At 64.4% G+C, this 12,606-nt stretch carries 12 protein-coding genes; 6 read left to right on the top strand and 6 right to left on the bottom strand.

Going from position 1 to position 12,606, the window contains the following annotated elements:
- Positions 1-6 precede the first annotated feature (6 nt).
- From cdd to deoA, 3 genes are read left to right on the top strand one after another with little or no spacing between them, the layout of a single operon-like run.
- Positions 7-399 (top strand): cytidine deaminase, encoded by a 393-nt coding sequence (cdd, locus tag NKH70_RS08400; RefSeq protein WP_352713673.1) that lies wholly within the window; start codon positions 7-9, stop codon positions 397-399.
- Positions 396-1,214 carry a purine-nucleoside phosphorylase gene (locus NKH70_RS08405; RefSeq protein WP_352713670.1) on the top strand — a complete coding sequence of 273 codons (819 nt, stop codon included), beginning with the start codon at positions 396-398 and terminating at the stop codon, positions 1,212-1,214. The genes cdd and NKH70_RS08405 overlap by 4 nt, the downstream gene beginning before the upstream one ends.
- On the top strand, positions 1,214-2,533 hold the full coding sequence (gene deoA / locus NKH70_RS08410; RefSeq protein ID WP_352713667.1) for a thymidine phosphorylase: 1,320 nt from the start codon (positions 1,214-1,216) through the stop codon (positions 2,531-2,533). Before NKH70_RS08405 ends, deoA begins: the two co-directional genes overlap by 1 nt.
- Before the next feature lie 110 nt (positions 2,534-2,643).
- Here deoA and NKH70_RS08415 read toward each other — a convergent pair whose 3' ends face one another.
- The 3 genes from NKH70_RS08415 to NKH70_RS08425 all read right to left on the bottom strand — a co-directional run bounded on the left by NKH70_RS08415 (position 2,644) and on the right by NKH70_RS08425 (position 5,052).
- The gene (locus NKH70_RS08415; protein WP_352713664.1) at positions 2,644-3,204 is read right to left on the bottom strand and encodes a TIGR02281 family clan AA aspartic protease; all 561 of its coding nucleotides are present in this window, start codon (positions 3,202-3,204) and stop codon (positions 2,644-2,646) included.
- 100 nt (positions 3,205-3,304) lie between these two features.
- Positions 3,305-3,934, bottom strand: coding sequence for a uracil phosphoribosyltransferase (gene upp, locus NKH70_RS08420; RefSeq protein WP_353025082.1), 630 nt, complete (start codon positions 3,932-3,934; stop codon positions 3,305-3,307).
- A 143-nt stretch (positions 3,935-4,077) separates the two neighbouring features.
- Positions 4,078-5,052, bottom strand: a complete 975-nt coding sequence (locus tag NKH70_RS08425; RefSeq protein ID WP_352713663.1) for an adenosine deaminase — start codon at positions 5,050-5,052, stop codon at positions 4,078-4,080.
- Between the two features lie 167 nt (positions 5,053-5,219).
- Between NKH70_RS08425 and ubiE the strand changes: the two genes are divergently transcribed.
- From ubiE to coaBC, 3 genes are all read left to right on the top strand, one after another.
- The gene (gene ubiE, locus NKH70_RS08430) at positions 5,220-5,996 is read left to right on the top strand and encodes a bifunctional demethylmenaquinone methyltransferase/2-methoxy-6-polyprenyl-1,4-benzoquinol methylase UbiE (RefSeq protein WP_352713661.1); all 777 of its coding nucleotides are present in this window, start codon (positions 5,220-5,222) and stop codon (positions 5,994-5,996) included.
- A gap of 70 nt (positions 5,997-6,066) precedes the next feature.
- On the top strand, positions 6,067-7,641 hold the full coding sequence (gene ubiB, locus NKH70_RS08435) for a 2-polyprenylphenol 6-hydroxylase (protein ID WP_352713659.1): 1,575 nt from the start codon (positions 6,067-6,069) through the stop codon (positions 7,639-7,641).
- A 66-nt stretch (positions 7,642-7,707) separates the two neighbouring features.
- Positions 7,708-9,171, top strand: a complete 1,464-nt coding sequence (coaBC, locus tag NKH70_RS08440) for a bifunctional phosphopantothenoylcysteine decarboxylase/phosphopantothenate--cysteine ligase CoaBC (RefSeq protein ID WP_352979049.1) — start codon at positions 7,708-7,710, stop codon at positions 9,169-9,171.
- Here coaBC and NKH70_RS08445 read toward each other — a convergent pair whose 3' ends face one another.
- From NKH70_RS08445 to NKH70_RS08455, 3 genes are all read right to left on the bottom strand, one after another.
- A complete protein-coding gene (locus tag NKH70_RS08445; RefSeq protein WP_353025083.1) occupies positions 9,172-10,623 on the bottom strand; it encodes an MFS transporter in 1,452 nt (483 codons plus the stop codon).
- A gap of 412 nt (positions 10,624-11,035) precedes the next feature.
- Complete coding sequence (locus NKH70_RS08450; RefSeq protein WP_352713651.1) at positions 11,036-11,509, bottom strand: DUF992 domain-containing protein; 474 nt, start codon at positions 11,507-11,509, stop codon at positions 11,036-11,038.
- Between the two features lie 136 nt (positions 11,510-11,645).
- A complete protein-coding gene (locus NKH70_RS08455; protein WP_292657303.1) occupies positions 11,646-12,491 on the bottom strand; it encodes a tetratricopeptide repeat protein in 846 nt (281 codons plus the stop codon).
- Between the last annotated feature and the right edge of the window lie 115 nt (positions 12,492-12,606).

A 12,606-nucleotide genomic window follows, 5' to 3' on the forward strand; every position in this document is an offset into this window, starting at 1 on the left:
TCTATCATGGCTCATGATCTGTTCGAAGCGGCGAAAGCCGCCATGGCCAAGGCCTATGCGCCCTATTCGAAATTTCCGGTCGGCGCGGCGTTGCGCACCGAGGACGGCCGTGTCTTCACTGGCGCCAATGTCGAGATCGCGTCCTATCCGGAGGGCTGGTGCGCTGAAACCACCGCACTTGCCAACTACATCATGGGCGGCGGCGGCAAGATCACGGAAGTCGCCGTGATCGCCGAACGCGTGGCAAAATGCTCGCCCTGCGGCGGCTGCCGGCAGCGGCTGGCGGAATTCTGCCGGCCGGAAACGAAGTTCTATCTCTGCGATGACAGTGGCGTGGTCGAGACCGTGACCATGGGCGAGTTGCTGCCATACGGATTCCAGGGCGATGTGCTGAAATGAAAGAAGCGCTCGATCACCTCGTCGAAAGGCTGGACGGGCTGGCGCCGACCACCGCTTTGGTGCTGGGATCGGGGCTTGGCGGGCTTGTCGACAAGGTCGAGGATGCAGTGCGCATTTCCTACGCCGACTTGCCGGGGTTTCCCAGAAGCGGCGTCAGCGGCCATGCCGGCGAGGTGGTGGCGGGGCTCTTTGCCGGCACGCCGGTGCTGATGCTGTCCGGCCGCGCACACTACTACGAGCACGGCAACGCGGCGGCGATGCGGCCGGCACTCGAGGTGCTTGCCGGCCTCGGCATCTCCAAACTGATCCTCACCAACGCCGCCGGTTCGGTCGATCCGGGGATGGGGCCGGGCTCGGTGATGCTGATCACGGACCACATCAATTTCTCGGGCTCCAACCCGCTGATAGGCGAGCCGAGCGACCGCCGTTTCGTCGGCCTGACCGAAGCCTATGACGCCGGTCTCCGCTCCGCCATCGAGCAGGCGGCGAAGGCCACCGGTACCACGCTGCACAAGGGCGTCTATATGTGGTTCTCCGGCCCATGCTTCGAGACGCCCGCCGAGATCCGCATGGCGCGCGTCATGGGCGCCAACGCGGTCGGCATGTCGACGGTGCCGGAGGTCATTCTCGCCCGCTTCCTCGGCCTGCGCGTCGCCGCCTGCTCTGTCGTCACCAACCTTGCCGCCGGCATGACCGGAGCCGAGCTGTCGCACCAGGAGACCAAGGACATGGCGCCGGTCGGCGGCGCGCGGCTGGCGACCATCCTGCAGCGCGTTTTTCAGGACGGGCTTCCGGAGCACAGGGTCGACGCCTGATGCTTCCCCAGGAAATCATCCGCCGCAAGCGCGATGGCCAGAAGCTCTCGGCTGAGGAGATCGCGTTCTTTATCGAGGGCCTGACCGCCGGCACCGTTACCGACGCGCAGGTCGGCGCCTTCGCCATGGCGGTGTTCTTCAACGGCATGAGCCGCGACGAGGCGGTGGCGCTGACAATAGCGATGCGCGATTCCGGCGATGTGCTCGACTGGTCGGATCTGCCTGGGCCGGTCACCGACAAGCATTCGACGGGCGGCGTCGGCGACAATGTCTCCTTGATGCTGGCACCGATCGTCGCTGCCTGTGGCGCCTATGTGCCGATGATTTCCGGCAGGGGTCTGGGCCATACCGGCGGCACGCTGGACAAGATGGATGCCATCCCCGGCTATATCAGCCAGCCGGACATTGCACGCTTCCGCAAGACGGTGCTGGAAACCGGCTGCGCCATCATCGGCCAGACCGCCGATCTGGCACCCGCCGACGCCAGGCTCTACGCCATCCGCGATGTGACGGGAACAGTGGAATCGGTGCCGCTGATCACCGCCTCGATCCTATCGAAGAAGCTGGCCGCCGGCCTCAATTCGCTAGTGCTGGACGTCAAGGTCGGCAACGGCGCCTTCATGGAGAAATCGCGCGATGCAACCGCGCTGGCCAACAGCCTGGTCGACGTCGCCAATGGCGCCGGCCTTAAGGCCTCGGCGCTGGTCACCGGCATGAACGAGCCGCTGGCATCCGCCGCCGGCAATGCGGTCGAGGTGCGCAACGCCGTCGATTTTCTCACCGGCCGCTTTCGCGACCGGCGGCTGGAGGACGTGACGCTGGCGCTGGCCGCCGAAATGCTGCAATCGGCAGGCCTGGTGTCGTCCAACCAGAACGGCCTGCGCCGCGCCGCCGAGACGCTGGCCGGCGGCCGCGCCGCTTCCATCTTCGCGCGCATGGTGGCGGCACTTGGCGGTCCCGCCGACTTCATCGAAAATCCGGAAAAATATCTGCCGAAAACGGCAACGGAATTTGCCGTCAAGGCGAGCGCGAACGGCTTTGTCACCGGCATCGCGACCCGCGAGATCGGGCTTGCGGTGGTCGGGCTTGGCGGCGGGCGGACGCGGCCGGACGACAGGATCGATCACGCCGTCGGCATCACCAGGCTGTTGCCAGTCGGCGCTGAAGTGCGGACCGGCGAAGCGCTGGCGCTGGTCCATGCCCGCAATACCGGGGATGCCGAAGCGGCCGCCGCCGCCGTGCTTTCGGCCTATACGATCGGCACTTCCAAACCGGCCACGGAGAAAACCGTCATCCGGCGGATCCTGCCGCGCGGGTAGAGCCCATTCCGATGGGTATCGGATGGGCTCTATCTCTCTTGGACCATGATCTTGTCCGAAAACCGGTTCCCTCTTTTCGCTGGCGCGGACCTGCGGTTCGGGATCACGGTCTACTGAACCAGCAGCAGCGTGCCGTCTTCGACCTGGTATTTTTCGAGCCGCTGCAGAAAGCTCATGCCGATCAGGTTGGTGTGCAGCGCCCTGTCGTCGAGCACGACGGCCTCGACGCCCTCGACTGTGATCCTGCCGATCTGCAGGCGGTCGATCGTCACCACGGCGGCCTTGATCGCACCGTTGGCGGTGTTGACCTGATGGCTGAAGTCCGACGAATTGAGCGAGATGCCGATCCTGCGTGCGGTCGAGCTGTTGATGGCGACGAGCGTCGCGCCGGTATCGATCATGCCGTCGATCTGGCGGCCGTTCAACTTGAAGGCCGACATGAAATGCCCGCGCGCGTCCGCGGTGACGACGACCTTGCGGCCGAGCGGCTGCGGCGTCGCCGGCCTGTCCGGAACGGCGGCGAGGTTCAGGTCGGTTTGTGTGTCGGCCGGCTTGGTTCCGACGGCGGATTTCAACAGCCGCTCGATTACCTGTGGATTCGACTGATAGACGATCGGCAGCGATGCCGACGTTCCGGCAAATACGCCAAGGATGAGAAGCTTGCGCAGCATGGACCGGCCTTTGTGGTTGCCGATCCTTAGTCCGATATGGTGTTTGCCGCTTTAACGAATGCGGAAACCAGCCGTTTGCGTAAACAATCGGTAAACGGACCTATTTGGTGCCGTACATGCGGTCGCCGGCATCGCCGAGACCGGGCATGATGTAGCCCTTCTCGTTGAGTTGGCGGTCGATGGAAGCGGTGAAGACCGGAATATCGGGATGCGCCTGGGTAAACCGCTCGAGGCCCTCTGGTGCCGCCAACAGGCAGAGGAAGCGGATGTTGGTGGCGCCGCGGCCTTTCAGCTTGTCGATCGCCGCGATCGCCGAATTGGCGGTCGCCAGCATCGGGTCGACGACGATCACCAGCCGGTCGGCGAGGTCGCCCGGCGCCTTGAAGAAATATTCGACAGCCTCCAGCGTCTCATGGTCGCGGTAGAGGCCGATATGGGCGACACGCGCCGCCGGCACCAGATCGAGCAAGCCTTCAAGCAAGCCGTTGCCGGCGCGCAGCACCGAGGCGAAGACCAGTTTCTTGCCCTCCAGCGTCGGCGCCTCCATCGTCTCGATCGGCGTCTCGATCGTCGTCGTCGTCAGTTCGAGATTGCGGGTGACCTCGTAGCCGAGCAATAGCGAGATCTCGCGCAGCAGCCGCCGGAAACCGGCCGTCGAGGTTTCCTTCTTGCGCATGATGGTCAGCTTGTGCTGGACAAGCGGATGGTCGACGACGGTGACGCCCTTCATGGTGTTCTCCGAACTGCGCAGGTGAATAGTGGATGGTGAATGGTGAATAGTGAATAGTGAACTGGTTTGCGAGTCCTTGGTTGCGCGGAAAAACTCGCGGTTGATGGACCGAAGCGCCGGGTGAACCATTCACTATTCACCATTCACCTGCCCTTGGCGCCGAGCCTGCCCAGCAGCGCCGCCCTGGTCTTCCTGTCGACGAAGGCTGCCTCGATGGCCGTCCTGGTGACGGCGGTGAGCGCCTTGTCATCCATGGCAAAATGCTCGGCGGCGATGTCGTATTCGCGTTTCAGCGAGGTCCAGAAATAGGGCGGGTCATCGGAGTTGAGCGTCACCTTGCAGCCCGCCGCGCGCAAGGCGGGAAAGGGATGGTCGGCGAAGCTGTCGAAGATTTTCAGGGCGATATTGGAGCCGGGGCAGCATTCGAGCACCACGCCTTCGTCGGCGATGCGCCGCACAAGCTCGGGGTTCTCGATGGCGCGCACGCCATGGCCGATGCGAGACGGGCGGATGTGGTCGAGTGCCGCCTCGACGCTTTCCCAGCCCAACAACTCGCCGGCATGAACGGTGATGCCGAGGCCGGCCTCGCGGGCGATCTCGAAGGCCCTGACATAGTCTTCCAGGTCGCCTATCCGCTCGTCGCCGGCGACGCCGAAGCCGGTGACCAGCGGATGTCCGCTGCGGGCGGCGAAACGTGCCGCCCGCTCGATCGATTCGACGCCGAAATTGCGCACGCCGGTGACGATCATCCGGCCTTCGATGCCGGTCTTTGCCTTGGCGCGGGCCATGCCTTCGCCGAGCGCGTCGGTATAGGCCTTTGGCGACAGCCCGGCCTTGCTGGCATGGTCGGGCGAGGTGAAAACCTCGGAATAGATGGCGCCGTCGCGGGCAAGGCTGGTCAGGTAGTGATCGGCCAGTCGCGCATAATCTTCTTCGGTGCGGAACAGGTCGGACGAGAAGTCGTAGGCGGCGAGGAAAGAGGTGAAATCGTGCCAGACGAAGGAGCCGTCCTGGATATAGGGCGAGGCATCCTTGCCGTATTTCTCAGCCTGGCGGAGGACGAGTTCAGGCGCCGCTGCCCCTTCGATGTGGCAGTGCAGTTCTGCTTTCAAAGGCATTCGATTATCCCGTCAGGCTTTTTCTTATGACGCAAGTTCTTGCCGGAAAACCGTGTGACACTTTTCCGGCACCTGCTTCGAAGCGCGGCCGAACACCGCGCCTTAAACAATAGCGCCCGCACCATCGATCGGCTATGGTCCCGCCGATTTTATGGCGGATCAAAACGATGTCGGTTGAAAGAACCACAGCTGCGGGCGGCATGGAAACCTCCTATGGTTTCAAGCGGGTAGGACCAGGCGACAAGCAGTCCCTGGTCAATGATGTTTTCCACAAGGTGGCGAACCGCTACGACCTGATGAACGACCTGATGTCGGCCGGGTTGCATCGGTTGTGGAAGGACGCCATGGTCGCCTGGCTCAATCCACCGAAGCGGCCGGGCTGGAGCGTTCTCGACGTTGCCGGCGGCACCGGCGATGTCGCCTTCCGCATCGTCGAGGCGAGCGGCAGGCATGCCCATGCGACGGTGCTCGACATCAATGGCTCGATGCTCGCCGTCGGCCGCGACCGGGCCGAGAAAAAGGGCCTGTCGGCAAATACCGATTTCGTCGAAGCCAATGCCGAGGAACTGCCTTTTGCCGACGCTGCTTTCGATGCCTACACCATCGCTTTCGGCATCCGCAACGTGCCGCGCATCGATGTGGCGCTTGCCGAAGCCTATCGCGTGCTGAGGCCTGGCGGGCGCTTTCTCTGCCTTGAATTTTCCGAGGTCGAGATGCCGCTGCTCGACAAGGTCTATGAAGCGTGGTCGTTCAACGCCATCCCGCGGATCGGCAAGGTGGTGACCGGCGATGGCGAGCCATACTCCTATCTGGTCGAATCGATCCGCAAATTTCCCAATCAGCAGAATTTCGCGGCGATGATTTCTCGCGCGGGCTTCGACCGCGCCTCATTCCGCAATTATTCCGGCGGGATCGCCGCGCTTCATTCGGGCTGGAAGCTTTGAGGCTGGCCCGCATTTTCATAGCCCGACGTGCCTTTCGCCAGTTCGGGAAACCGGCAGGGCAAAGCCAGCCATGAGCAGCATCGGCGCTGGTTTCAGGCTCGTGCGGGCCGGCTGGGTGCTGGTCCGCGAAGGGGTCATCGCGGCTTTGCCTGGCGACGAACTCTTCGGCCTGCCGAAATTCGGCTGGCGCATGGCCCGGTTGTTCACCCGCCGGCGCGCGCTTGCCTATGAGCGCGGCGACAGGCTGGCCAAGGCGGTCGTGCGGCTCGGCCCGTCCTACGTCAAGCTCGGCCAGTTCCTGGCGACACGGCCAGACGTCGTCGGCAACGATATCGCGCTTGATCTCGCCATGCTGCAGGACAAGATGCAGACCTTTCCCAAGGCCGAGGCCATAGCGGCGATAGAAGCATCGCTCGGACGCAAGGTCGGTGAGCTCTATGCCAGTTTTGGCGAGGCCGTCGCCGCCGCCTCGATCGCGCAGGTCCATACCGCCGAAACGATGCAGGACGGCGTCGTTAGGCGAGTGGCGGTGAAGGTCATCCGGCCGGGCGTGCGCCGCCGCTTCTTTCGCGATCTCGAGAGCTATTTCCTCGCCGCCCGGCTGCAGGAAAAGTACATCCCGTCGTCGCGCCGGCTGCGGCCGGTCGAGGTGACGGAGACGCTGGCCCAGACCACCAAGATCGAAATGGATTTGAGGCTGGAGGCGGCGGCTTTTTCGGAGCTCGGCGAGAACACCAAGGACGATCCCGGCTTTCGCGTGCCGTCGGTCGACTGGGAGCGCACCGGTCGTGACGTGCTGACCATGGAATGGGTCGACGGCATCAAGTTGAACGATATTGCCGGCCTCGCCGCCGCCGGCCACGACCTGAAGGCGATTGCCGCCAACCTGGTCCAGTCGTTCCTGCGCCATACGCTGCGTGACGGTTTCTTCCATGCCGACATGCATCCGGGCAACTTGTTCGTCGAGGCCGACGGCACCATCGTCGCTGTCGATCTCGGCATTGCCGGCCGGCTCGGCAGGAAGGAGCGCCGCTTCCTCGCTGAAATCCTCTACGGCTTCATCACGCGCGATTACCAGCGCGTCGCCGAGGTGCATTTCGAGGCCGGCTACGTGCCGCGCCAGCACAATGTCGCAGCCTTTGCCCAGGCGATCCGGGCGATCGGCGAACCGATCCACGGCCAGCCGGCTGAGACCATCTCGATGGCCAAGCTTTTGACGCTGCTGTTCGAGGTGACCGACCTCTTCGACATGGCGACGCGATCCGAGCTGGTGCTGCTGCAGAAGACCATGGTCGTCGTCGAAGGCGTCGCCCGCACCCTCGACCCGGCCTTCAACATGTGGAAGACGTCGGAACCTGTGGTGAGCGGCTGGATTACGCGCAATCTCGGCCCGCGCGCTTTACTGGCCGATGCGCGCGACGGCGCCAACGCGCTGCTGGCGCTGGCCCGCCAGGCGCCGGACCTCGCTGCCCGCACCGAGCGGCTGTCGCGTGAGATCGACCTGATGGCCGAACACGGCCTGCGCTTCGACGAAAGGACCGCGCACGCAATCGGCAGGGCCGAGGCGCGCTACACCCGCTCCGGCCGGCTGGCGCTGTGGGTAATCGCATTGACGCTGGTGTATATCGCCTGGAAGCTGCTCTAACGCCTTGTTGTCGATTGATTGCATTGCTATCATTGCCTTCGGCGATTTCGGATAAAGTGCAATCACATGGCCAGCATCACGATCCGCAACCTTGATGACGAGGTCAAGGATATGCTGCGCCGATTGGCTGCGGAGAATGGCCGGTCAATGGAAGACCAGGCGCGGGTCATGATCCGCGCAGCGGTCGAAGGTCAACTCGGTTCGTCCGGCCGCATCGACCAGATCGAGAAAACGTTGCGCGAACTGATAAGCTTGCAGAATCCTGCAGCTCCGGTGGTCGCGGTCCCCAGCCAAGTCGCGCGAGGTGTCCTCTCCGGCAAGCGCATCCTGCTCATCATCGGCGGAGGCATCGCTGCCTACAAAGCGCTCGACCTGATCCGCCGGCTGCGCGAGCGTGGTGCTTCGGTGCGCGTGGTGATGACCGCGGCGGCGCAGGAATTCGTCACCACGCTGTCGGTCGGGGCGCTGTCCGCCGATCATGTCTTCATCGATTTGTTCGACCGCCAGGACGAGCACGATGTCGGCCACATCCGCCTGTCGCGCGAGGCCGACCTTATCGTCGTGGCGCCGGCCACCGCCGACCTGATGGCGAAGCTCGCCAACGGCCACGCCAATGATCTTGCCTCCACCGTGCTCATCGCCACCGACAAGCAGGTTTTAATGGCGCCCGCCATGAACCCGAAGATGTGGGCGCATCCGGCGACCCGGCGCAACCGCTCGACGTTGCAGAAGGACGGCATCGCATTTATCGGCCCGTCGAAGGGCGAGATGGCCGAGAGCAACGAGGCGGGCGAGGGCCGCATGGCCGAGCCGCTGGAGATCGTCGCCGCGATCGAGGCGCTGCTCGACAGCCGGCCAAAGCCGCTGGCGGGAAGAAAGATCATCGTCACTTCCGGACCGACGCATGAACCGATCGACCCGGTGCGCTACATCGCCAACCGCTCGTCGGGCAAGCAGGGCCATGCGATCGCGGCGGCGCTGGCCAGGCTTGGCGCCGACGTGCGTCTCGTCTCCGGTCCGGTCGGCGTTGCCGATCCGGCCGGCGTCGCCACGCTGCATGTCGAAACTGCCGTCGAGATGAAGGATGCGGTCGAACAGCTGCTGCCGGCCGACGCGGCAGTGTTCGTCGCGGCTGTCGCCGACTGGCGCGCTCAAAGCTCGGCCGGGGAAAAGATCAAGAAGGTGGCGGGCGAGGGTCCGCCGGTGCTGCAGATGGTGGAAAATCCCGATATTCTTGCCGGTGTCGGGCATCACAAAAAGCGGCCGATGCTGGTGGTCGGTTTCGCCGCGGAGACGCAGGACCTGGTCAGGAATGCCGAGGCCAAGCTTGCGAAAAAGGGTGCCGATCTTATCGTCGCCAATGATGTCTCGCATGAAGGCGGTTCTCCGGGCGTGATGGGCGGCGACCGCAACAAGGTGCGGATCGTCTCAAAGGCCGGCGTCGAGGAATGGCCGGAGATGAGCAAGGACGAGGTGGCGACGCGGCTCGCGGCACTGATCGCCGACCGGCTGAAGACGGTCGTGGTCTAGTCAATCCCCGACGGAGATTGGCAGCTTCGCCGGCTGCGCGTCGCTCGTCCCCGATATCCGCAAGGCGGCGAGGCATCCCAGGATTCCGAGCGGGATGAAGGCGAGGAACAGCCAGGCGGCGACATTTGCCGCGGCCTCGCGGTTCAGACCTTCGGAAAAGCCGCTGGCATTGGCGACGATGCCGGTCAGTGCCGCACCCACGGCATAGCCGATGCGCTGCATGGTCGGCACGGCGGCCGAGGCGACCGTCTGCTCGCCTTCCCGCGCCGATGCCACGATGACACGCGTGACGAACGGCCAGGCGATGCCGAAACCGCCGCCTTGCAGCAAGGCGCAAAGCAGGATCAACGGGATCGAGCCCGCCGGCACCGTATAGGCGAAACCGGCGATGCCCGTGGCGATCATCAGCGCTCCGCCGACGATGATCAGCCGCTCGCGCTCCGGCGGCGCATTGGCGACGAGGATCGACAGGATCGACCAGGCGATCGATTCGGCGGCGATGATGTAGCCGGTGGTGAGGATCGGAATGCCGTGCAGGCTGGTCAGGAGCAGTGGCCCGTAGACCGCGAACGAGCAGGTCGCCACCGAGAACGCCGCGACCATGGTCATGCCCGCGCCGACCGGCGAGCGCCATGAGAACAGCCGCGACGGGAACAGGCGCGAGCGCGGCTTCAGCGCGTCGATATGGATAAACAGCGCCAGGCCGATCAGGCCGAGGGTGAGCAGCAGCGACGAGCGCAGCAGGGCGATGTCGACGCCGGCGGTGGCGATCAGCACGACGCTGACGGCAAGGCAGCCAAGTGCTGCAAACGGGAAAGGCGGCGCTGAGCCGCCGGTCGCCTGCGGCCTTGTTGCTTCAGGCGTATCGAGCACGATGAAGCTTGCCAGGGCCATGGCCGTGCCGCCGAGGGTGAAGACGCCGAAGGCCCAGCGCCAGGACAGCAATTCGGTCATGACCGCGCCGAGCACCGGCCCGCTGAAGGCGGCGACACCCCAGATCGCCGACATGACGCCGAAAAGCTGCGGCCAGATCGCGCGGGCAAACAGCCGCTCGACCGAGACGAAGGCCAGCGACACCAGCGCGCCGCCGCCGAGCCCCTCGATCAGGCGGCCGCTGAGGAACAGCGGCATCGAAGGCGCGGTGGCGCAGACCAGCGCGCCGCCGGCATAGAGCATTGCGGCAACCATCATGTTGGTACGCAGCGCGACATAGCTCACCAGCCGTCCGGCGGCCGCACCGGCAACGATGGCGCCGAGCTCGTAGATCGCCAGCGACCAGCCGACCAGTTGCACACCGGCGAGCTCGCCGACCATGGCCGGCATGACCGTTGCCACCATCGTTTCGTTGGTGGCGTGCAGCAGGATGCCGAGGCTGATGAAGCAGAAGCGCGCCAGGTCGCCGCTCGCCCACAGCGCGCGCCAGTCAACTCTATTTGTGCTTGTTTTGGTCACCCCGTCCTCCCGAATTTTCTTGGGCGCCGATCTAAGATACTGAGCATTCGTCGCGTCGAAATGGACGCGCGCCGCCTCGCGGGAGGGCTTGTAGAACCTCAACCACAGTTGAGATCAAGCGGTTTTGATCGCCGTTGTCGTGGCGGATGTCAAAATTGTGCGATGGGGGGACGATCACGAGGCATTGAGATTCTGGTCAGACCGAAGACGAGCAATATTGGATCGCCGCAATCTTCGGTCACGGTAACGGCATGAACACAGTTGCCATGCCGTGATCTTCGAGCGCTGCAACTTTGAACATCAGGGCGGCCCATCCTCTGCGGAGTGGGCCTGCCGGAATCCATGAGCTTTCGGCAGCTATTCGCAGGCCGACACCTACGCTCCCCGCCGCTCGGGGAGCCATGCTACGCCGTTACTTGAACGAGTGGATCAGGTCCAGCGACGTGACGGCGACCGCCAGGTTGACGCCGGTCTGTGCCTGGACGCTGAGCGGCTGCAGCGAAAAGGCGCTGTCGAGGCCGCCGACCAAGAGATTGGCGCCGCCACCGGTGACCACGCTGGCCTCGGCATTCACGCCATAGTAGCTGCCGGCAAGGTCGCCCTCATCGTGGTTGCGGGTCGCCGCCAGAACCGCCCATACCAGCTGGCCCTGGTGCGTCCGGCCGACATCGACGCCGAGCTTGGAAATCACCCCGGTATAGACTTCGGAGGGACCGCCACGATGCGGACGAAAGACACAGGAAACATCCTTGTTGGAGGTGACGAGATAGGCCGTGCCGCCGTCGATGGTGCAGTCGAGCACGCCGAGCTGGAGCTTGCTGGCGCTGGCGGGAGCGACAACGACGGTCGTCGCCAGAGCGGCGGCACAGGCGAGTTTCTTGATCATGGCAGGGTCCTTTCCAATGGCTTTGTACAAACGGCTGAGCACGCCGAGCGTTCCGCCGAAAACTTGGCGCCAGCAAGGCAAGGGTAAACGCAGGGTTGTCGGGGTGCGGAAAGGGCGGCCCGATAAACCGGCCCGCTCAGCCGGCGCTGGTGCGAGCCAGGCCGTCCTTGGCCGGCTGGTAGGTCGGATTGAGGTGCACGGCCTCGCGGTAGGATTTCGCGGCCCTGACCTTGTCGCCGCGCCGTTCGTAGATTAGCGCCTGGTTGGACCAGGCCTCGGCGTTCTTGCCGTCGAGCTTTATGGCCATGTTGAAGTCGGCGAAGGCGTTGTCCTCGTCGTTCATGGCAAGGTAGGAGAGGCCGCGTCCGTTGTAAGGCTCGGAAGCATCCGGCGCTAGCGAAATGGCGGTCGAGAAATCCTCGATGGCAAAGGCGTGCTGGCCCTGGCTCTGGTAGATCAGGCCGCGATTGTGATAGGCGCGCGCGTCGGTCGTGTCGAGCTGGATGGCCTTCTGGAAATCGTTGAAGGCTTCCTGGATCCGGCCGGCCCTGCGGTAGAGATTGCCGCGGCCGATATAGGCGGCGTCATAATTGGAATTGATCTGGATCGAGCGGTTGTAGTCGGCCAGCGCGCTTGCCTGGTCACCGAGGAAGCGCTGGATGAGCGCCCGGTTCGAATAGGCCTGGTAGAAATTCGGATTGAGCTGGATGGCGGTGTCGAAGTCCTTCAGCGCCGCCTGGTACTGGCCGCCGCGGCCATAGGCCGAGCCTCGCACATTGTAGGCTTCCGGATCCTGGGGGTTGCGCTGGATCACCGCCGACAGCGAGGAGATGTTCTCGCTCGAGGCTTGCGCCTTGTCGATGTTGTTGAACTCGCCGGTTGGAACGCTCTGGCAGCTGGCAAGCGCCATCCCGGAAAGCAGGGCTGCCGTCAGGGCGAGGCCGCGCCACGCGGTTCTGCGCTCTACGGTGATTGCGTCCATGTCTGCCCTGTCCTTACTGCGCCGTCTGGTCCGTGGCCCCTCCGAACCGGCATCTCTCCCAACCGGTCCTCTCGGACCGGGTCGAACTCACAACAAAAAGGTGGCGGCGATTCCG

Origin of the sequence: Mesorhizobium sp. M0991 (genome assembly GCF_040318915.1) — a bacterium.
Taxonomy (GTDB): Bacteria; Pseudomonadota; Alphaproteobacteria; order Rhizobiales; family Rhizobiaceae; genus Mesorhizobium.